Annotated in this window: 20 protein-coding genes; 9 read left to right on the top strand and 11 right to left on the bottom strand. The window is 69.4% G+C overall.

Annotated elements, in window-relative coordinates; genetic code table 11:
* The first annotated feature begins 63 nt into the window (after positions 1–63).
* Positions 64–675 (top strand): maleylpyruvate isomerase family mycothiol-dependent enzyme, encoded by a 612-nt coding sequence (locus tag OHA18_RS39325; RefSeq protein ID WP_329000484.1) that lies wholly within the window; start codon positions 64–66, stop codon positions 673–675.
* Here OHA18_RS39325 and OHA18_RS39320 read toward each other — a convergent pair whose 3' ends face one another.
* From OHA18_RS39320 to OHA18_RS39305, 4 genes are read right to left on the bottom strand one after another with little or no spacing between them, the layout of a single operon-like run.
* Positions 676–1,236: a dihydrofolate reductase family protein gene (locus tag OHA18_RS39320; RefSeq protein ID WP_329000483.1), complete on the bottom strand. Its 561-nt coding sequence runs from the start codon at positions 1,234–1,236 to the stop codon at positions 676–678.
* Complete coding sequence (locus OHA18_RS39315; RefSeq protein WP_329000482.1) at positions 1,233–2,453, bottom strand: FAD-binding oxidoreductase; 1,221 nt, start codon at positions 2,451–2,453, stop codon at positions 1,233–1,235. Before OHA18_RS39315 ends, OHA18_RS39320 begins: the two co-directional genes overlap by 4 nt.
* On the bottom strand, positions 2,434–3,288 hold the full coding sequence (locus OHA18_RS39310) for a helix-turn-helix domain-containing protein (protein ID WP_329000481.1): 855 nt from the start codon (positions 3,286–3,288) through the stop codon (positions 2,434–2,436). The genes OHA18_RS39315 and OHA18_RS39310 overlap by 20 nt, the downstream gene beginning before the upstream one ends.
* Positions 3,289–3,295: 7 nt before the next feature.
* Positions 3,296–5,236, bottom strand: coding sequence for a potassium transporter Kup (locus OHA18_RS39305; RefSeq protein WP_329000480.1), 1,941 nt, complete (start codon positions 5,234–5,236; stop codon positions 3,296–3,298).
* A gap of 97 nt (positions 5,237–5,333) precedes the next feature.
* On the opposite strand from OHA18_RS39305, the gene OHA18_RS39300 reads away from it, so the two are divergent.
* Together OHA18_RS39300 and cpt are read left to right on the top strand one after the other, a co-directional pair.
* Positions 5,334–6,599: an MFS transporter gene (locus tag OHA18_RS39300; protein ID WP_329000479.1), complete on the top strand. Its 1,266-nt coding sequence runs from the start codon at positions 5,334–5,336 to the stop codon at positions 6,597–6,599.
* Entirely contained in the window at positions 6,596–7,132 is a 537-nt protein-coding gene (gene cpt / locus OHA18_RS39295) for a chloramphenicol phosphotransferase CPT (protein ID WP_329000478.1), read from the top strand. Before OHA18_RS39300 ends, cpt begins: the two co-directional genes overlap by 4 nt.
* On the opposite strand, the gene OHA18_RS39290 is transcribed toward cpt, so the two are convergent.
* Complete coding sequence (locus tag OHA18_RS39290; protein ID WP_329000477.1) at positions 7,117–7,722, bottom strand: TetR/AcrR family transcriptional regulator; 606 nt, start codon at positions 7,720–7,722, stop codon at positions 7,117–7,119. The genes cpt and OHA18_RS39290 overlap by 16 nt on opposite strands.
* A gap of 62 nt (positions 7,723–7,784) precedes the next feature.
* Between OHA18_RS39290 and OHA18_RS39285 the strand changes: the two genes are divergently transcribed.
* Genes OHA18_RS39285 through OHA18_RS39275 form a run of 3 tightly spaced genes read left to right on the top strand, consistent with a single transcriptional unit; the run spans position 7,785 to position 10,353 of the window.
* A complete protein-coding gene (locus OHA18_RS39285) occupies positions 7,785–8,795 on the top strand; it encodes a hypothetical protein (RefSeq protein WP_329000476.1) in 1,011 nt (336 codons plus the stop codon).
* Complete coding sequence (locus OHA18_RS39280) at positions 8,795–9,739, top strand: aldo/keto reductase (protein WP_329000475.1); 945 nt, start codon at positions 8,795–8,797, stop codon at positions 9,737–9,739. Before OHA18_RS39285 ends, OHA18_RS39280 begins: the two co-directional genes overlap by 1 nt.
* 17 nt (positions 9,740–9,756) lie before the next feature.
* Complete coding sequence (locus tag OHA18_RS39275; protein WP_329000474.1) at positions 9,757–10,353, top strand: TetR/AcrR family transcriptional regulator; 597 nt, start codon at positions 9,757–9,759, stop codon at positions 10,351–10,353.
* On the opposite strand, the gene OHA18_RS39270 is transcribed toward OHA18_RS39275, so the two are convergent.
* Positions 10,323–11,420, bottom strand: a complete 1,098-nt coding sequence (locus tag OHA18_RS39270) for an aldo/keto reductase (RefSeq protein WP_329000473.1) — start codon at positions 11,418–11,420, stop codon at positions 10,323–10,325. The two genes, OHA18_RS39275 and OHA18_RS39270, sit on opposite strands and share 31 nt — an antisense overlap.
* A gap of 79 nt (positions 11,421–11,499) precedes the next feature.
* On the opposite strand from OHA18_RS39270, the gene OHA18_RS39265 reads away from it, so the two are divergent.
* Positions 11,500–13,482 (top strand): GMC family oxidoreductase, encoded by a 1,983-nt coding sequence (locus OHA18_RS39265; RefSeq protein ID WP_329000472.1) that lies wholly within the window; start codon positions 11,500–11,502, stop codon positions 13,480–13,482.
* Positions 13,483–13,716: 234 nt separating this feature from the next.
* Here OHA18_RS39265 and OHA18_RS39260 read toward each other — a convergent pair whose 3' ends face one another.
* On the bottom strand, positions 13,717–14,235 hold the full coding sequence (locus OHA18_RS39260) for a VOC family protein (RefSeq protein ID WP_329000471.1): 519 nt from the start codon (positions 14,233–14,235) through the stop codon (positions 13,717–13,719).
* Positions 14,236–14,267: 32 nt separating this feature from the next.
* Complete coding sequence (locus tag OHA18_RS39255) at positions 14,268–14,963, bottom strand: LysR family substrate-binding domain-containing protein (protein ID WP_329000470.1); 696 nt, start codon at positions 14,961–14,963, stop codon at positions 14,268–14,270.
* A gap of 33 nt (positions 14,964–14,996) precedes the next feature.
* Between OHA18_RS39255 and OHA18_RS39250 the strand changes: the two genes are divergently transcribed.
* On the top strand, positions 14,997–15,383 hold the full coding sequence (locus OHA18_RS39250) for a DUF5997 family protein (RefSeq protein WP_329000469.1): 387 nt from the start codon (positions 14,997–14,999) through the stop codon (positions 15,381–15,383).
* Between the two features lie 9 nt (positions 15,384–15,392).
* Here OHA18_RS39250 and OHA18_RS39245 read toward each other — a convergent pair whose 3' ends face one another.
* Both OHA18_RS39245 and OHA18_RS39240 read right to left on the bottom strand, forming a co-directional pair.
* Complete coding sequence (locus tag OHA18_RS39245) at positions 15,393–16,133, bottom strand: alanyl-tRNA editing protein (RefSeq protein WP_329000468.1); 741 nt, start codon at positions 16,131–16,133, stop codon at positions 15,393–15,395.
* Positions 16,134–16,185: 52 nt separating this feature from the next.
* Positions 16,186–17,361 carry a pyridoxal phosphate-dependent aminotransferase gene (locus OHA18_RS39240; RefSeq protein ID WP_329000467.1) on the bottom strand — a complete coding sequence of 392 codons (1,176 nt, stop codon included), beginning with the start codon at positions 17,359–17,361 and terminating at the stop codon, positions 16,186–16,188.
* 23 nt (positions 17,362–17,384) lie between these two features.
* Here OHA18_RS39240 and OHA18_RS39235 point away from each other — a divergent pair, with 23 nt between their 5' ends.
* Positions 17,385–18,269 (top strand): NAD-dependent epimerase/dehydratase family protein, encoded by an 885-nt coding sequence (locus tag OHA18_RS39235; protein ID WP_329000466.1) that lies wholly within the window; start codon positions 17,385–17,387, stop codon positions 18,267–18,269.
* Here the strand turns inward: OHA18_RS39235 and OHA18_RS39230 are convergent.
* The gene (locus OHA18_RS39230) at positions 18,212–19,591 is read right to left on the bottom strand and encodes an FAD-binding oxidoreductase (protein WP_329000465.1); all 1,380 of its coding nucleotides are present in this window, start codon (positions 19,589–19,591) and stop codon (positions 18,212–18,214) included. The genes OHA18_RS39235 and OHA18_RS39230 overlap by 58 nt on opposite strands.
* Positions 19,592–19,755 lie beyond the last annotated feature (164 nt).

Genomic DNA, 19,755 nt, shown 5'->3' with positions numbered 1-19,755 from the left:
TCAGTCTCACTACTACACCCCACCGCTGCAAGAACCCGCGCCGTCGTCGGCTACGTTCCACTCATGGCACGGGTTGACGAGTGGATCGACGAGGGTACGGCGAAGTGCCGCGCGGCACTGGTTGACCTGGAGGCGCCGTCGGCGCTGCCGGGCTGGAAACGGCGGCATGTGGCGGCCCATCTGTCGCTGAACGCCGAAGCCCTGGGCAACCTCGTGCACTGGGCAAGGACCGGCGAGGAACGGCCGATGTATCCGTCGCCCGAGGCGCGGAGCGCGGACATCGACGCCGGGGCGCTCCGGCCGGAGGACGAGCTGCGGACGTGGTTCGACGCGTCGGCGACCGGGCTCGCGGACTCGATGGCGGCGCTGACGGACGACCAGTGGCAGGCCCCGGTGCACACCGCGCAGGGCGCGCCGATCCCGGCGACCCGGATCCCGTGGATGCGCTCCCGCGAGGTCCTGATCCACGCCGTCGACCTGGGCACGGGCATCACCTTCGCCGATCTCCCGACCGACTTCCTGGAAGCCCTCTGCGAGGACATCCGCACCCAGCGCGGCGACGTACCCGACCTTCAAGGCCCCCTCCCGGAGATCGCCGCCTACCTGGCCGGCCGCCCGTACTCCGACGTGACCTCGTCCGGACAGGCCGCAGCGCCCCTCCCACCCTGGCTCTGACTATTTGACGACGCGGTAGTGGAGATGGGTGACGTCGCGGGCTGTGAGTTGGCGGGTCTGTTCCAGCTCGACGAGGCCGGTGGGGAGGTTGGCGAAGAGGGGACGGCCCTGGCCGAAGAGGACAGGGACGACGTGGAGTTCGAGTTCGTCGAGTTCACCGGCGGCCAGTAGAGAGTGAGCGGCACCGGCGCCGTGGACCATCACGTTCCGGTCTCCTGCAGCAGCCCGGGCCTGGGCGGCGCAGGACACCACGTCGGTGACGAAGCGCGCGCTCCCCGGCGGTACGTCGTTCTGGTCGTAGTCGTGCGTGAGCACGAAGATCGGCACGCCGTCGTGGTGGTCCCCGCCCCACCGCCCAGCGTGCTCGAACGTCCGCCGGCCGGAGATGAGCGCGCCGGTTGCGAGCGCCTCGCGGTAAACGTCTCCGCTCGGCCCGTCGTCGTTGCGGTCGTCGAGCCAGTTGAAGAGCCGGAAGCCGCCGGCGCCCATCGGCTGGTCCACGCTGTCGTCCGGGCCGACGACGTACCCGTCGAGCGACATCGTCATGTCGAGCACGATCATCTGGCTGCTCCTAGCGGTTGGCGGAAGAACCAGTGTGGGTCGTAGGTGTTCTTGACGGCGAGCAGGCGTGGGTGGTTGGCGCCGTGGTACGCCGCCGGGTCGGTGAGGTCGGGGTCGGGGAAGTTGGGGTAAAGGTGGCCTGACGCGTGCGGGTGCGCGATGGACCAGGAGCGACGTACGGCGTCGTGGTCGGGGGCCGCGTGCTCGAGGAGGAAGCGTTCGGTGCGGTGGGCGAAGGCGGTGGCGTCAGGTGGGACGTGGTTGTAGGCGCCGCCCATCGGAGTGAAGCTGAGTTCGCAGCCGGCGGCGAGGAGTTGAGCGATGGTGTCGCGGGGGAGCGGCGCGGCGAAGAACTCGGATTTGCTGTAGATGATGCGGTCGTCGGGTACGTCTTCATCGGAGAAGCTGCGCTTGAGCGCCGGCCAGCTGAGCCCGGAGCGGACACACAGCTCGCCACCGAGCCGCCCGAGCGGACCGAAGTCCTCCGCGGTGAGGGTGGCGCCGAAGATGCGTGCTTCGTCGGCGGTTACGGCGAGGCTGGCGGTGATGTCGTCGGGGGCGTCGGGAGCCCAGGTCTGCCAGGCGTCGATCACGTCGGCGGCGCGGGCACGAGGCCAGGTGAGGGTGAATCGGGTGGCGGCAGGGGACGGTACGGCGGCGAACACGAGCGAGGTGAGCACGCCGAACTGACCACCGCCGGCCCCACGCAGCGCCCAGAACAGCTCCGGTTCCTGCTCCTCGTCACACTCCACAACTCGACCATCCGCGAGCACAACCGTCGCCGCGACGAGCCGGTCGCAGGTCAGCCCGTACTTCCGCCCCAACAGCCCGAGCCCGCCACCGAGCGTCAGCCCAGCAATCCCAACCGTCGGCCCGCACCCCGCCGGAATCGTCAGCCCAAACTCATGCAACCCCCGATAGACGTCAGCCAGCCGAGCCCCAGCCCCGATGGTCGCCTTCCTATCTACAACTGACAGCCCGCTCAGACCGGACAACTCGAGTAGTAGGCCGGTGGTGGAGGAGTGGCCGGCGAAGCAGTGGCCTCCGGATCGGGCGGCTACTGGGAGGTCGTGGGCGCGGGCGTAGGAGAGAGCCTCGACCACGTCGTCGGTGGTGCTGCAGTGCGCGATCACGGCAGGGCGGACATGGCCGTACTGCGGGAGAGCGGGTCGCCGGAGTTCGTCGTACCGCGGGTGGTCAGGTCCGATCAGCTCCATGATCCGACGCTAGAGCCGGCAGCCGCGTCCGCGCTTGAACGAAACGGTCGTACCACCCGGCCAGGAACGGCGCGTACGACGCGGAGTGGTCGTGACCGCAGTCGCACCGATCGGCCTTGTCGCCGAGCAGTTCGCGGGGCGTCACCCCGGTCAGCCGGACGCACTCGCGGGTCAGGTGTGCATGGTCGGCGTACCCGGTCTCGGCCGCGAGATCGGCCAGCCCGCCGCCGAACCCGGCCTGCGCCAACGCGAGATACCCCTGGAACCGCAGCGTCCGCTGCAACGCCTTCGGACTCACCCCGACGGCCGTCAGGCACCGCCGCCGCAGCTGGCTCTCCGACAACGCCAGATCGTCGGCCAGCGTCGCGATCCCGGTGCGGTCCCACGGCATCAGCCGCCGTACCATCTCCGCCACCACCGGATCCGGCCGGAGCTGCTGATGAGCCAGATAGCGCTGTACTCCGAGCAACGCTGCCGGTGGTGTCGCCGCGTCCGCCACGATCGACCCGATCGCGGCTGCGGCAGGCCCCCACAGATCGACCGCGCAATCCACCAGCTCATCAGCCGGTACGCCGAGCAGCGTCGTACCCGCGCCCGGCATGAACCGCACGCCGACGATCGTCGTCCGGGCCGGGATCACCTGGAGGTGCGCCCTGGTCAACGGCCCGATCAACCGCGGTACGCCGCCCACCGGGCAATGCAGCTCGACGCCACCGGTCGGCAGATCGCGTTGCGGATAGGGCTGTGATCCGGTGCGCTGGATCCAGACCGTACGGACGAGCCCCGACAACAGGCGGAGCGGGTGGCTCTCGTCGTACGTCTGGTCAGCGTCCACAGCCGGGCTACACCTCGATGTGCGAGCCGATGATGACGGTGCGGTCGCGTGGGAGCCCGAAGTACTCCGCGGCGTCCGCGGTGATGTGGGACGTGGCCAGGAACAGTTGCTTGCGCCAGCCCGCCATCGTGGGGGCGTCGCCGCGGCGGAGCTCGATCTTCGACAGGAAGTACGACGCGTTGTCGAGATCGATCGGGCCTTCGGTGGCGGCCGGGTCCAGCAGGGCCAGGGCGCTGGGGACGTCCGACGACTCCATGTACCCGAACTTGATCGTGACGTGCGTGATCCCGTCGTCGCCGTACCCCAGATCGTTGACCATCACCCGCTGGTCCTCGGGGACGCGCGGGACCTCCTCGGTCTCGATCGCCACGATCACCACGTGCTCGTGGCGCACCTGGTTGTGCTCGACGTTCGCCCGCAGCGCGAGCGGTGTGCTGACGCCGCCGCGGTTCAGGAAGATCGCCGTACCGGGAACCGTGCGGACGGCCATGCCGCCGGAGCCGAGCTGGTCGATGAACTCCTGCAGCGAACCCTCCGCCCGTTCCCGCTCGGCCGTGACCACCTGACGGCCGCGCTGCCAGGTCGTCATGATCGTGAACGCGGTCAGCGCGATCAGCAGCGGCAGCCAGGCGCCGTGCACGATCTTGGTCAGGTTGGCCGCGACGAACAGGAGATCGACGAGGAGCAGCAGAGCCGCGCCGATGCCGATCAGCCACTTCGGGATGTTCCAGCGGTAGTGAGCGACGTAGAGGAAGAGCGTCGTGGTGATCGTGATCGTGCCGGTGACGGCCATTCCGTACGCGTAGGCCAACCCGGCCGAGCTGCGGAACGCGAACACCAGCGTCAGCACGGAGGCCAGCAGCAGCCAGTTGATCCAGGGGACATAGATCTGCCCGACTGTGGTCGCGGAGGTGTGGGCGATCCGCAGGCGTGGCAGGTACCCGAGCTTCGCGGCCTGCGAAGCGACCGAGTACGCACCGGTGATGACCGCCTGGGAGGCGATCACCGTCGCCGCGGTCGCGAGCACGACCAGCAGTGGCCGGGCCCAGTCGGGGACCAGCAGGAAGAACGGGCCGGTCAGGTTGGACTCGTCCTTCAGCACCAGCGCGCCCTGGCCCAGGTAGCTGAGCACCAGGGCGGGCAGCACCAGGACGAACCAGCCGCGGGAGATCGGCTTCCGGCCGAAATGCCCCATGTCGGCGTAGATCGCCTCGGCGCCGGTGACCGACAGCACGACCGCGGCCAGCGCGAAGAACGCGATGTGGAAATGGCCGGCGAGGAACCCGATCGCGTACGTCGGTGACAGCGCCTTCAGGATGCCCGGGTGCTGGACGATCCCGCCGATCCCGCAGGCCCCGATCACCACGAACCAGACGATCATGATCGGTCCGAACACCCGGCCGACCGCCTCGGTGCCGCGCCGCTGGACCGCGAACAGCATGATGATGATGACCGCGGTGATCGGTACGACGTACTCGCCCAGCGACGGCTCGACGAGTTTCAGGCCTTCGACCGCGGAGAGTACCGAGATGGCCGGGGTGATCATGCTGTCGCCGAAGAACAGTGACGCTCCGAACAGGCCGAGCCCGGCCAGCACCACCGCGCCCTTGCGCTCCGGGTGCCGGCGGCTCCACCGGCGCAGCATCGTGATCAACGCCATCAGCCCGCCCTCGCCGTCGTTGTCGGCGCGCAGCGCGAGCAGGATGTAGGTGATCGTGACGACGATCATCACCGACCAGAAGATCAGCGAGACCACGCCGAACACGTTCGCGTTGCTGACCGGGACCGGGTGCGGGTCGTCGGGGTTGAACACGGTCTGGATCGTGTAGATCGGGCTGGTCCCGATGTCCCCGAACACCACGCCGAGCGCCCCGACGACCACCGCGAGCTTGATGGTGTCGTGGGCGTTCGGCGTGTGCGCCGTGCCGACATCCTGCTGATTCGTCACGGGGCGGACGATACCTTCCCCAGGAGGCAGGCCGGTGGATGTCGAGACGGTTGCCGCGGCTCCGACGTACCCCTTGACTACGGAGGAGGTAAGGGCCATGACACAGCACATGACACCGGAGCGGGTACTGCGGACCTACGTCACGCTGGTCGTGGTGTCGACCGGGGCCTCGTCGATGATCTGGGGCATCAACACGTTGTTCCTGCTCGACGCGGGGCTGAGCATCGGCAAGACGTTCGCCGCCAACGCGTTCTTCACCGCGGGCATGGTGCTGTTCGAGGTCCCGACCGGCGTGGTCGCGGACACGGTCGGCCGGCGTACGTCGTACCTCCTGGGGACGGCCGTCCTGTTCGGATCCACGCTGTTGTACCTGCTGTTGTGGCGGGCGCACGCGCCGTTCGTACTGTGGGCGGTGGTGTCGGTACTGCTTGGGCTCGGGTTCACGTTCTTCAGCGGAGCGACCGAGGCGTGGCTCGTGGACGGGTTGCACGCGACCGGGTATCGCGGGTCGCTCGACGCGGCGTTCGCGAAGGGGCAGGTGGCCGGCGGGATCGCGATGATGGGCGGCTCCATCGGCGGCGGCTTCCTGGCCCAGGTGACGAATCTCGGCGCGCCGTACGTCGTCCGCGCGTTGTTGCTCGCGGCCACCTTCGTGGTGGCGTGGCGGGCGATGCGCGACATCGGGTTCGCGCCGAAGCCGCGGGTGTCGGTCCGGGGCGAGATGGCCGGGATCGTCCGCGCCTCGCTGCGGCACGGGCTGCTGAATCCGCGGGTGCGCTGGGTGATGCTGGCCGGTCCGTTCACGGCCGGCGTCAGCGTGTACGGCTTCTACGCCGCGCAGCCTTATCTGCTGCAGCTGTACGGGCACGCGGATTCGTACTGGATCGCGGGTCTGTCGGCCGGGATCGTGGCCGGTGCGCAGATCGCCGGCGGCGCGTCGGCGTCGTACGTCGCGAGGATCTTCCGCGATCGGGTCCTGATCCTGATCGGAGCGGTCGCCGGCTCCGCGGTCGTGATCGCGGTGATCGGTCTGGTGACGTCGTTCTGGGCGGCGCTGGCCCTGCTGATGGTGTGGGGCACGATGTTCGCCGCGATGTCGCCGGTGCGGCAGGCGTACCTGAACAGCCACATCCCGTCGGCGCAGCGGGCGACGGTGCTGTCGTTCGACAACCTGCTCGGTTCGGCCGGCGGGGTCGTGATCCAGCCGTCGCTCGGACGGTCCGCGGATCTGTGGGGCTACGGGCAGGCGTACCTGGTGTCGGCGGGGATCCAGGTGCTCGCGGTGCCGTTCCTCGGACTGGCCCGCCGGACCCGGAAATCTGTCGAGACCGAGCCGGTCGAGCCTTTAGCCTTGCAGGCGTGACGGCTCGACTGATCATCCTCAACGGCGGATCCAGCTCCGGGAAGACCGCGATCGTGCGGGCTCTGCAGGAGGTGCTGGCGGAGCCGTGGCTCGGGTTCAGCGTGGACGACTTCGTCGACGCGCTGCCGGCCAAGCTGGAGGGGTCGCCGGACGGGATCCTGATCGGTCCGGACGGCGAGGTGTCGGTCGGGCGCGCGTTCCGCGAGCTCGAAGCGGCCTGGACCGCTGGGATCGTGGCGACGTGCCGGGCCGGAGGCCGGGTCCTCATGGACGACGTCTTCCTCGGCGGCGCGGGCTCGCAGCAGCGCTGGCGGGACGCGATCGGCGACCTCGAGACCGTCTGGGTCGGTGTCCACTGCGACCCGGAGGTCGCGGCGCAACGGGAGCTGGCCCGCGGCGATCGCGCTCCTGGCATGGCCGAAGGGCAAGCGCTCATCGTCCACCAGGGCATCACGTACGACATCGAGGTCGATACCTCGCACACCGAGTCGATCGAGTGTGCGCGGACGATCGCCGACTACTTGAAGAGCTGATCGACGGCGCCGAGCGCGCTGATGATGCGTGCGCGGTGATCCGCGGCCACGACGGCGGGGTCGTCGCCGGCGAAGATCCGGCGTACCGACTCCAGGTGGACGGTGCGGTAGGCGGCGACCGACAGAGCGGCGGTCAGCCGCGGATCGGGTACGGCGGTCTGTGCCATCGCGGCGGCCACGGCCTGTTCGAGGTGGTCGAGGAGCTCGCGGGCGCGGGACTGCAGGGCTCGCGATTCGGCGACGACCTCCCAGAAGCGGCGGAAGCTGCCGCGGATCGTGGACAGCGGGTGCTGCTCGTCGGCCAGCCTGACCAGCAGGTCCGACAGCGCCTCGACCGCGGAGGTGCCGGCCGGGCGATCGTTGATCGCGGCAACGACCAGGGCTTCGGCCTCGGGGTAGCGGTCGAAGAGCAGGTCCTCCTTGCGGGCGAAGTGCGCGAACACGGTCGGCCGCGCGACATCCGCGGCCTCGGCGACCTCGGACACCGACACCGCCTCGAACCCCCGCTCGAGGAACAGCGCGGTCGCGACCTCGGAGATCCGGGTCCGGAGCTCGGCCTTCTTCCGCTCCCGGCGGCCCTGTTGGTTCACGGTTTAACCATACCGGATCAAAAGTTGTACCGAGTATGAGTTGACTTGCTAGGCTGGAGGCCATGCAATCCATCGGGGTGAACTACGACACCGGCCTGCGCTACGAGGGCCGCAGTACGCGCGACCGCTTCGACGCCGAGGCGGTCCGGCAGGACATGACGGTGATCGCGGACGAGCTGCACGCTCCCGCGGTCCGGGTGGTGGGCACCGAGCTGGACCGGCTGGTGGTCGCCGGCGAAGCGGCGCTGGCGGCCGGGCTGAATCTATGGTTCTCGCCGATGCCGATGAACCTCGAGCCGTCCGAATTCATCGCCTTCCTCACCGACTGCGCCGCTGCGGCCGAGACACTGCGGCAGTCGGCCCGCGGTGACGTCGTGCTCGTGCTCGGGTGCGAGCTGTCCGTGTTCTGCAAGGGCTTCGTGCCGGGCGAGACCTCGGGTGAGCGGCTCGCGCTGATGGGCGATCCGGCAACCTGGTCCGATCCGGCGAAGCTGATGGAGCTGCACGCCGGGCTCGCGCGCTGGGGCGAGGTGCAGGAGCAACTGGCGAGCGCCGCGAGGGGTGCGTTCACCGGCCGGATCACGTACGCCGCCGGCCTGTGGGAGGACGTGAACTGGGAGCTGTTCGACATCGTCAGCGTCGACGCCTACCGGGACGCGGCCAACGCGGCGACCTTCGCCGACGAGCTGGCGGCGCGATCGAAATGGGGCAAGCCGGTGGTCGCCACCGAGTTCGGCTGCTGCGCGTACCGCGGCGCGGCCGAGCGGGGTGGGATGGGCTGGATGATCGTGGACCGCAGCGTCGATCCGCCGGTGATCAACGGCGGGTACGAGCGGGACGAGGAGGAACAAGTGGAGTACCTGTTCGAGCTCGTCGAGGAGTTCGACCGGATCGACCTGGCCGCGGCGTTCTGGTTCAGCTTCGCGGGCTTCGAGTTGCCGCACCGCCCGGCCGATCCGCGGCACGATCTCGACCTCTCGGCGTACGGGCTGGTCGCGGTCGGCGACGACGGGCAGTGGCGGCCGAAGAAGGTGTTCGGCAAGCTGGCCGAGCTGAACGCGAGCCGGTCCTGATGGACCAGGTCCGGCTCGGCGCGACCGGTCTGCGGGTGTCGCGCATCTGCCTCGGCATGATGAGCTTCGGCACCGGCGGGGCACGCGAGTGGCATCTGGGTCCGGAGGCCGCGGAGCCGATCGTCCGGCGCGCGGTCGACGCGGGCGTGACCTTCTTCGACACCGCGGACGCCTACTCGAAGGGCACCGGCGAGGAGCTGACCGGGCAGCTGCTGCGGAAGTTCTTCGGCCGCCGCGAGGACTACGTGCTGGCGACGAAGGTGTACTACCCGACCGGTCCCGGTCCCAATGACCGCGGCCTGTCCCGCAAGCACATCCTGGACGGGATCGACGCATCGCTGCGGCGGCTCGGCACGGAGTACGTCGACCTGTACCAGATCCATCGCTGGGACGACGAGACGCCGATCGAGGAGACGATGGAGGCGCTCGCCGATGTCGTGCGCGCGGGCAAGGCGCGTTACCTGGGCGCGTCGAGCATGTTCGCGTGGCAGTTCGCGAAGGCGCAGCGGGTGGCTGCGATCCCGTTCGTGTCGATGCAGAACCACTACAACCTGGTGTACCGCGAGGAGGAGCGGGAGATGATCCCGCTCTGCGTCGACCAGGGCGTCGGCGTGATCCCGTACAGCCCGCTCGCCCGCGGCCTGCTGGCCCGGACCGGGAGTACGACGAGATCCGGGTCGGACCCGGTCGCCGGAGACCTGTACGGCGCGAACGACCTCGAGGTGGTCGAAGAGGTCCACGCGCTGGCGGCGGACCGCGGCGTACCGCCGGCTCAGGTCGCGCTCTCGTGGTTGATGGGGGCGCGTGGCGTCACTGCTCCGATCGTCGGCGCGACGAAGACGCAGCACGTCGACGATGCGGTGGCCGCGGTCGGTCTGATGCTGAGCGCGGACGAGCGGGCTCGCCTGGAGGCGCGGTACCGTCCGCACCCGGTGATGGACTGACGGGTACATTTGATGGCGTGCTGACGGCGAAGGGTGCGGCGACGCGCGAGCGGATCGTGGCGGCGGCTGCCGCGGAGATCCGGGAGCGTGGGATCAGTGCGGTGAAGCTGGACGACATCGGGAGGCGCAGCCGGACCGGGAAGAGCCAGCTGTTCCACTACTTCCCCGACGGCAAGGAGCAGTTGCTGCTCGCCGTGGCCGAGCGCGAGGCCGAGCGAGTGCTCGAGGACCAGGAGCCGCACCTCGGGCAGCTGACCAGCTGGGAGGCGTGGGCCGAGTGGCGCGACGTCGTCGTGGAGAAGTACCGGCGGCAGGGGGTGAACTGCCCGCTCGGCGTGCTGATCACCGAGATCGGCCGGCACACCCCGGCCGCCCAGGCGGTGACTGGTCAGCTGCTCGCGCAGTGGCAGCACCGGCTCGAGAGCGGCATCGAGGAGATGAAGGCCGCGGGCGAGATCCGTCCCGACGTGGATCCCGCCCGCGCCTCGGCCGCTCTGGTTGCCGCGATCCAGGGTGGCGTCGCGATCCTGATGGCGTCCGGCTCCTCCACCCAATTGGAGTACGCGCTCGATCTTTGCCTGGATTACCTCCAGTTGAGCACCGGCGGCCGGTAGCCGGCCGGCTTGTCGGCGACCTTCGTTCCGGCGTTGACCAGCCAGCCTTGGTACTCCGGCGTGAACATCCGGTACACCGATTCCGGCGGTACGGCGCTGGCCGCGTCGAGCGCCGCACGTAGCTCGGCCGGTAGCTCGAACCCGAGCGCCGCGATGCTCCACTCGAGCTGCTCCGGCCGGCTCGCACCGACGATCGCGGACGCGACGCCGGGCTGGGTCGCGGCCCAGTTGACCGCGACCTGCGCCATCGTCACGCCGAGCTTGTCCGCCACGTCCTCGACGGTCTTCAGCAGCTCCCAGTGCCGGTCGTCCCACGTCCGTACGGGCGAGCCGTCCCCGGTGAGTCTGCCTTCGCCGGATACGCCTTCAGCGTCGTCGCGCTGGTACTTGCCGGTGAGGAAGCCACTCGCCAGCGGGCTCCACGCGGTGATGCCGAGGCCGAGTTGCTGTGCCATCGGGACATGCTCGGTCTCGATCGTCCGCTCGGCCAGCGAATACGGCAGCTGCAGGCTGACCATCGGAGTCAGCGAGTGCGCGTCTGCCAGCGTCTGCGCGCGAGCGGCGTACCAGGACGGTACGTCGGACAGACCGGCGTACCGGATCTTGCCGGCGCGGGCGAGGTCGTCGAGAGTCCGCAGTACCTCGTCGATCGGGGTGATGCGGTCCCAGGTGTGCAGCAGGAACAGGTCGACGTAGTCGGTGCCGAGCCGGCGCAGGGACTCGTCGAGCGCGCGGATCAGATGCTTGCGGCTGTTGCCGCCGGCGTTGGGATCGCCGGCGTCGACGCTGTTGGTCGCCTTGGTGGTGAGCACCATCCGCTCCCGGACGCCCGCCTCGGCGATCAGCCGGCCGAGGATCCGCTCGCTCTCGCCCGCGGTGTAGAAGTCGGCGGTGTCGATAAAGTTGCCGCCGGCATCGATATAGGTCCGGAAGATCGCCCGCGCCTCGTCCTCGCTCTTGCCGTACGGCGCGTGGAAACCCGCCTGTCCGAAGTTCATCGTGCCCAGTGCCAGCCGGCTGACCCGCAGCCCCGACCGCCCGAGCAGGTAATAGTCGTCAAGTGCCATACCCACAGCGTTCCTCGCAAAAATTGGACCGGCAAGTACAAACGATGCGAGCTCGCGCAGTGCGTGAAAGGATTTGCGCGTGGCCCTTTCTGAACAGCAACGGATCGTGCTCGAGCGGCTGGCGGAGCTCGTGGTGCCTGCGGATGAGTATCCGTCGGCAGCGGGTGGAGTGGTGCGGTTTGTCGAGCGGGTGCTGACTGAGGATCGGCCGGACTGGGCTGGTCGGGTGGGCCGGGGCTTGGCGGTTGCCGGGGGTGGGCTTGAGAGTGTTTTGGCTGACAGGGACGGAGCCTGGCTGGTTCGGCTGATCGCGCAGGGGTACTACGCGGAGCCTGCCGCGTGGGGGATGGTCAACTGGCAGACCGTGAAGGTCGAGCCGGTGCAGACCTCGTTGCAGGTGACGCCGCGGGACGACCTTGCGGATCGGTACGACGCCGTCGTGATCGGCTCGGGCGCCGGCGGGGGAGCCACGGCACAGGTGCTGGCGGAGTCGGGGCGGTCGGTGCTCGTCGTGGAGCTCGGGCGCTATCCGACGACCGACTCGTTGAGTCGCGACCATCTGCGGAATCCACGCTCGGTGGCAGGGCTGCCGGCGGTGACGGATCCGGACCCTGCGGGCCGGCCCCGGATCACGGTGGTGGACGGCGTGCGGAGCCAGGTCCTGCCACCTGATGGTGGATGGGGCAACAACGCGTTCACGGTCGGCGGCGGGACCCGCGTGTACGGCGCGCAGGCCTGGCGGTTCGTGCCGCGGGACTTCCGGATGGCGACGACGTACGGCGTACCGGACGGGAGTGCGCTCGCCGACTGGCCGATCACGTACGACGATCTGGAGCCGTACTACTCGCTGGCCGAGCAGCGGTTCGGGGTGAGTGGTGGCGGAGCGGATCCGTGGCACGGCCCGCGGTCGATCCCGTTGCCGATGCCACCGATGCCGCGCACGGGCCCGGCCGAGCTGTTGTCGACGGCCGCAGAGCGGTTGGGCTGGGGCATTCTCGACGTACCGCTGCTGATCAACTCGGTCGACTACCAAGGGCGCTCGGGCTGCGTGCGGTGTGGGCAATGCGTCGGATTCGCCTGTCCGGTCGACGCGAAGGGCGGGACGCACAACACTGCCCTCCCGGCCGCGCTGGCCACCGGCAACTGCACCCTGGTCACCGAGACGGCGGCCGAGCGCCTGGTCACCTCAGGCGGACGGGTCACCGGCGTCGCGCTGGTCGCAAGCGACGGGTACGGCGGGATCTGGCGCCGGACCGTTTCCTGCAACGAGGTCGTGGTTGCCGCGGGCGCATCGGAGACACCGCGGCTGTTGCTGAACAGCGCCCACGACGGTGAGCCGCACGGGATCGGCAACAACCAGGACCAGGTCGGCCGGCATCTGCAGGCGCATGTGTATGCCGGTGCGGTCGGGCTGTTCCAGGACGAGGTGGTCGATCTCGTCGGGCCGGGTGCCTCGATCGCGACCTGCGACTTCCGGCACGGGAACGACGGGATCGTCGGCGGCGGGATGCTCGCGAACGAGTTCGTGCCGACGCCTGCCGCGACGTACGACTACCTGACCGGGGCGGGGCTGATCCCGCCGGCCGGAGCGGCGAGCAAGCAGGCGATGCGGCACGAGGTACGGCGGATGCTGCGCGTGGTCGGGCCGATCCAGGAGGTGTCGTCGGCCGAGTCGCGGGTGCGGGTCGATCCGTCCGTGGTCGACCGGTTCGGCAATCCGGTCGTGGTGACCAGTGGATCGATCCATCCGGAGGACGTTCGCGCCCACGGGTTCATGAGCGCCAAGGCCAAGGCGTGGCTCGAGGAGGCGGGCGCGATCCGGACGGCGGTCGGCGGAGTCGGCACGCTGGGCCGGGCGAGCAGCGGACAGCATCAAGCCGGATCCTGCCGGATGGGCAACGACCCGGCGCGCTCGGTCACCGATCCCGAAGGCCGCGTGTGGGGTCACGACAACGTCTGGATCGCAGACGCCTCCGTCCACGTGACGAACGGCGGCGTCAACCCGGTCCTCACCGCCCTGGCCAACTCCTTGCGGATCGCCGGCCACATCACCCACTCATAGCCCGTCCCCTGCAAAGCCCTGAACAGGAACTGGTGGGTGGAGACAGGAACCGGTGGGCGGAGACAAGGAATTTCCTGTCTCGGGCCCCGACATCCTGACTCAGGTCCCGGGAGACGGCAGGTCCCAGGGGCGGCGCGGTCGCCGGGACCTTGGACAGGAACTGCCGGGACCTCGGACAGGAGCTTGGTGGGGTTGGACAGGAACTGGTGGGGCGGGCGGGGACTGGTGGCCGGATCAGCCGAGGACGCGGGAGATTCCTACGCCGCTGCGGGCCTCGCGGCCGTACTTCTCGATCTCGGCGGGCAGGTTCAGCCGCGCGATGCCGGTCTTGTTGCGGTCGTCGTCGGTGAGCAGGTCGGCCGGGATGATCCAGACGATCTCGAACTCGAGGCCGTCGGGGTCCTTGCCGTACAGCGACTTCGTCGTCCCGTGGTCCGACGCGCCGACGAGTGCATCGTGGTCGCTCAGCTTCCCGGCCAGCACCTCGAGATCGCCGAGCGTGTCCACCTCCCACGCGAGGTGGTAGAGCCCGACCGTGCTCCGGCCCGCGCCCGACGCGCCGGCCTGCGAACCAATCTGGAACAGCCCGAGGTCGTGGTCGTTGCTCGACCCCGGCGCCCGGAGGAACGCCGCGCCCGGGATCGTGTCGCCGCTCTCGGTGTACCCGAAGCCGAGGACGTCTCGGTAGAACGCGACGCTCGCCTCGACGTCGCGCACGTAGAGGACCGCGTGGTTCAACCGGAAGATCGCCATACCGCCATGGTAGTTGAGGACTCAACTTGGAACTAGCGACGGCGCCGGGGTTTCTTCCGGCTGGTGTTCGCGGTCTTCTTCGCCGCGGTCTTCTTGGGTGCGGCCTTCTTAGGTGTGGGCGTGGGCTGAGGAGCCGCCCGCCCGCGGGTGCTGTTCGTGGTCCGGCCGCGGACGATGCCGATGAAGTGCTCGACCAGTTCACTGGTCTCGGCCTCGGGCCAGCTCAACGCGACCTGCGACTCCGGTACGCCGGTCAGCGGCCGGTAGGTCAGGTCCTTGCGGTGGTGCAGCCGCGCCAACGACTGCGGTACGACGAGCAGTCCGGTGCCCATGGCAACCAGCTCGATCGCCTCGGCGGTCCGGGCCGGGCGTTGCTCGATCAGCCGGCCGGGCGGCAGCTCCCAGTCGAGTACGTCGTCCTGCGGGTGCAGCACGAGCTCGTCGGCGAGGTCCTCGACGGTGATCTCCTCGGCGGCCGTGATCACATGATCCTTGGGCACCACAACGACCGTCTGCTCGACGTACAGCGGAATGGCATGCAGACCCGTGCGGTCGATCGGCAGGCGGACCAGGGCGGCGTCGGCCTCGTCGCGCCGGATCAGGTCCGGGGCGTCGGCGGCGGTGACTTGGATCAGCTCGAGCGGGACGCGGGGCAGCCGCTCGGCCCAGATCCGAACCCATTTCGCGGGGGTCACGCCGGGAACGTAGCCCAGCCGGAATCCGGTCACGCTGCTGAGGTTACCGGGCGTTACGCTGCTGCCATGACGGCGCGCAAGACATCCCAGAAGACTTCGCAGACGATGAAGCCCGCGACGGCGGCGAAGAAGCTGGACGTGTACCTCCCGGCCACGCCCGCGGAGTTCCAGGAGGGCGTCGTGTCGCGGGAGGACCTGAACGCGCTGCAGGCGGACCCGCCCGAGTGGCTGCGGGAGCTCCGGCGGACCGGGCCGCACCCGCGCTCGGTGGTGGCGGCCAGGCTCGGGGTCTCGATCAGCGGCCTGGCCCGGGCCGGGATCACCGAGGCGCTGACCACGGACGACATCGAAGCCATCCGGGACGAGAACCCGGACTGGCTGGAGCACGAACGCGCCACCCAGGCGGAGGTGCGCCGGCAGGAGGCCGAGCTGAAGAAGAAGCCGCGCCCGTAACGACCGCGGTCAGGTGATGCGGACGCGGAGGCGGCGGAAGCCCTTGCCTTTGCTCTCCATCTTCACGACCTCCAACTGACCGATCATCGCGGTCGAGGCGACGTGGGTGCCGCCGTCGGCCTGGGTGTCGAGGCCGGCGATGTCGACGATCCGGACGATCTCGATGTCCGGCGGGAGCAGGTTCGTCGCGGTCCGGATGATGTCCGGGATCGCGAACGCTTCCTCGCGCGGCAGGTTGCTGACCGTGATCCGGCGGTCGGTGCGGATCTCCGCGTTCACCGCCTCGGCGACACGTTCCTTGAAGTCCGGCGGTACGTCGGCCAGGTCGAAGTCCATCCGCGCGGACAGCGGCTCCATGTTCCCGCCCGTCACCAGCGCTCCGAAGTCGCGGAACACCACTCCGGTCAGCACATGCAGCCCCGAGTGGGTCCGCATCAGCTGAGTACGCCGTTCGTCGTCGAGTGCACCGCGCACCGCCGTACCGACCGGGGGCACCGGATCGCCGTCCTGCGGTACTAGGTAGAGGTCGTCCCCGCGGACCGTGCCGGCGATCCGCGTCCGTACGCCGCCCCACAGCAGCACGCCCTGGTCCGGCGGCTGCCCGCCACCACCGGGATAGAACGCCGACCGGTCGAGCACGATCCCGCGCTCCGGATCGACCCCGACAACCGTCGCATCCCACTCCCGGACCGACGCGTCATCCAGATCGAGCCGATGCGTATGCCCGTGCTGACTCGCTGCCGCACTCATGGCCCGAATCTAGCAACTCGGAGGTTGTGAAGCTGGGACAGCTGCAACTATCTCAGCGTGCGTTGACGAGTGCAGTGAACGCGTCCAGAGCGCGGCGGATGTTTTCGACGGAGTTCGCGTACGAGAAGCGCAGGTGGCTCTCGCCGTACGCGCCGAACGACGTGCCGGGGAGACACGCGACCCCAGCCTCGTCCAGCAGGCGGTCCGCCAGCTCCGACGCGGACAGGCCGAGCTCGCTGATGTTCGGGAACGCGTAGAACGCTCCGCCCGGCTCGACGCAGGACACACCCGGTACGGCGTTCAGCCCGGAGACGATCACCTCGCGCCGCTCGCGGAAGGCCGCCAGCATCGTGTCTACGGTGTCCCACGGTCCTTCGAGGGCGGCGATCGCGGCGTGCTGGCTGAACGCCGACGTACACGACACCGAGTTGATCATCAGCCGGGTCACAGGCTCGACCAGCGGCTCCGGGAACACGCCGAATCCCAACCGCCACCCGGTCATCGCGAACGTCTTCGACCAGCCGTCGAGCAGGATCGTCCGCTCGCGCATCCCGTCGACGTCGAGCACACTGTGGTGCTCCCCGGAACCGTCACCGTCGTACCGCAGCGCCCAGTAGACCTCGTCGCTGAGGACGACGAGATCGTGCTCGATCGCGATCTCCGCGATCGCCTGCAACTGCTCCGGGGTGGACGCGCTGCCGCACGGGTTGTGCGGGGAGTTGAGGATGAGCAGCTTGGTCCGGTCGGTGACCAGCGACCGCAGCTCCTCGGGGTCGATGACGAACCCGTTCTCCTCCCGCAGCGGCACCGGCACCGGCTTCGCGCCGGCGAACGCGGCGATCGACGCGTACATCGGGAAGCCGGGGTCCGGGTAGAGAACCTCGTCGCCTTCCTCGCACAACGCGAGGATCGTGAAGAACATGATCGGCTTCGCGCCCGGCGTGATCAGCACCCGGTCCGGCGAGGTCCGCATCCGGCCGGTGCGTTCGAGGAAGTCCGCGACCGCGGTCCGCAGTTCGGGGATGCCCGGCGCCGGCACGTAGTGGGTGAAGCCCTTGTCCAGCGCCTGCTGCGCGGCGGCGATCACGTGCGGCGGGGTGTCGAAGTCGGGTTCGCCGATCTCGAGGTGCACGATCTCGCGCCCCTGCGCCTCCAGCGCCTTCGCCTTGGCCAGCACCTCGAAGGCCGATTCGGTTCCGAGCCGTTCCATCCGCTGAGCGAGTTTCACGACGCCAACTTTAATCTGCAACGATGAAGACCATGGCACGGGTAGCGGTGACAGGAAGCAGCGGCAAGCTGGGTCGTGCGGTGGTCGACCACCTGGCGGAGAACGGCTGGGACGTGGTCGCCCTCGACCAGGCTCCGCCGGCGCGCGCCGGCGTGACGTCGACACGGCTCGATCTGACCGACTTCGGCCAGACGTACGAGGCGATCGCGGGGATCGACGACCGGCACGACGGCGTCGACGCGGTCGTGCATCTGGCCGCGATCCCCGCGCCGGGCCTGCGGCCGAACGCGGCGACGTTCCACAACAACATGACCGCGACGTACAACGTGTTCTCCGCCGCGCTGCGGGCCGGGGTGCGGAACATCGTGTGGGCGTCGAGCGAGACCGTGCTGGGTCTGCCGTTCGACGAGTTCCCGCCGTACGTGCCGGTGGACGAGGACTACCCGCCGCGGCCGAACAGCACCTACTCGCTGGTGAAGACGCTCGAGGAGGAGCTGGCCCGCCAGCTGTGCCGGTGGCACCCGGACCTCAAGCTGATCGGGCTGCGCTTCTCCAACGTGATGTACCCCGAGGACTACGCCCGCTTCCCGTCGTTCGACGCCGACGCCCAGGCCCGCAAGTGGAACCTGTGGGGCTACATCGACGCCCGCGACGGAGCGCAGGCGGTCCGCAAGGCGCTCGAGTACGACGTGACCGGGACCGATGTCTTCATCGTCGCGAACGCCGACACCGTGATGTCCCGGCCCAACGAGGAACTCCTCGCGGAGGTGTTCCCCGGCGTACCGGTGAAGCGGCCGTTCGGTCCGAACGAGACGCTGCTGTCGATCGACAAGGCCCGCCGCCTGCTCGGCTACGAGCCCGAGTTCTCCTGGCGTGGCCCGAACGGGAAGAGCGTGTCCGGGTCGTAAGTGGCGCGGATCTCGCCCAGTCGCGCGAACGTGTCCGCCGGCCAGGACGCCTCGTACGAACCCGGCAGCGCGAAACCGCCGGCGAAGTTGACGGTGGTCTGCGCACTGATCCACGGCCGCAACTGCGCCAGCAGTCCGTCGACCGTTGCCGGCAGCACCTTTTCGAACAGGCTCGGATCCGGTACGCCGATCAGCGTCAAGGTGTACGCCCCGCCGCGGCCGCCGACCGCACTGCCCTCGGGTACGTCGCGTTGTGTCGCGCCACCGAGGTGCCGGATCTCGACCGCGATCAACGGGATCTGCTGCTCCGGACCGGCCGCCGCCAGGAAGGCTGCGACGAAGCCGGCGTCCAGCTCGTCGAGCATCATGCCGCGGTCCCACGACGGCGTCGGGTCCTTCGGATCGTTGTGGATCAACGGAATGTCGCTCGCCGGCATCTCGCCGAGCGCATCGATCAGCGTCGTCCCGGCGTCCCGGATCGGCTGGAACAGCTGCTTGCCCTCGGCCGGATCGCCGACGTACGCGAAGCGCACGTTGAGCACCGTCTTGCCACGCAACGGCTCCGGGATGAAGTCGAGCGGTGGCAGTCGCAGGACCACGACCGACGAGTTCGCGTTCTCGGGCAGCGTCTTGGTCCACTCGGTCCAGGCGCTCAGCACGGGCGCGATGTACTCCGCGTCGAAGAACACCGACCCGCCGTACAGGGTGCTCAGCTCGACCAGCTCGAAGTCCATCGCCGTGACGATGCCGAATCCGCCCTTGCCGCCGCGCAACGCCCAGAACAGGTCCGGGTGCTCGGTCGCGTTCGCGGTGACGACCTCGCCGGCCGCGGTCACGACCCGGAACCCGCGGGCCCAGTCGGACGAGAAACCGTAGGTCCGCGCCAGCGGGCCCAGTCCACCGCCGAGCGTGTACCCGATGCAGCCGACGACGCCGGACGCGCCCGCGATCGGCGCGAGCCCGTGCGGCGCGGCGGCGCTGATGACGTCAGCCCACACGGAGCCGGCGTCGATGTGCGCGACCTTGGTCTCCGGGTCGACGCTCACGCCCCTGAGCCGGGAGGTCGTCACCACGATCCCGTCCTGGATCGGGTTCGGTACGCCGTGCACGGTCGCGAGCACGCGAACCGGCGTACCGGTCTCCGCTGCCGCGCGAACCACCGCCACCGCGTCGTCCTCGGACGTCACCCCGACGACCACGTCGGGACTGTGCGTGACCGCCAGGTTGAACCCGGCGAGCTCTTCCGCGAACCCCTCGTCGCCGCGCGCCAGTACCGGTCCCGCGACCTGCCCCCGCAGCCGGCCGATCACTTCATTCGTCACGATGCGTCCCCTCCCTCGACTGCCCGGAAGTCTTTCACCAGGCCGGGGTCAGGCTGGAAAACAGGCCGAAACACGCCTGGGAGGGGGGCCGACTCGACGGTAACGGGCATGGGCTGAAAACCTGTGCCAGCAGGAGGCGATCCCTTCTGTACAAGCAGGGTGAG

Source organism: Kribbella sp. NBC_00709 (assembly GCF_036226565.1).
In the GTDB taxonomy this organism is placed as follows: Bacteria; Actinomycetota; Actinomycetes; order Propionibacteriales; family Kribbellaceae; genus Kribbella.
Note: the sequence above shows the minus strand (reverse complement) of the source record. Positions and strands in the feature narration are given on the sequence as shown.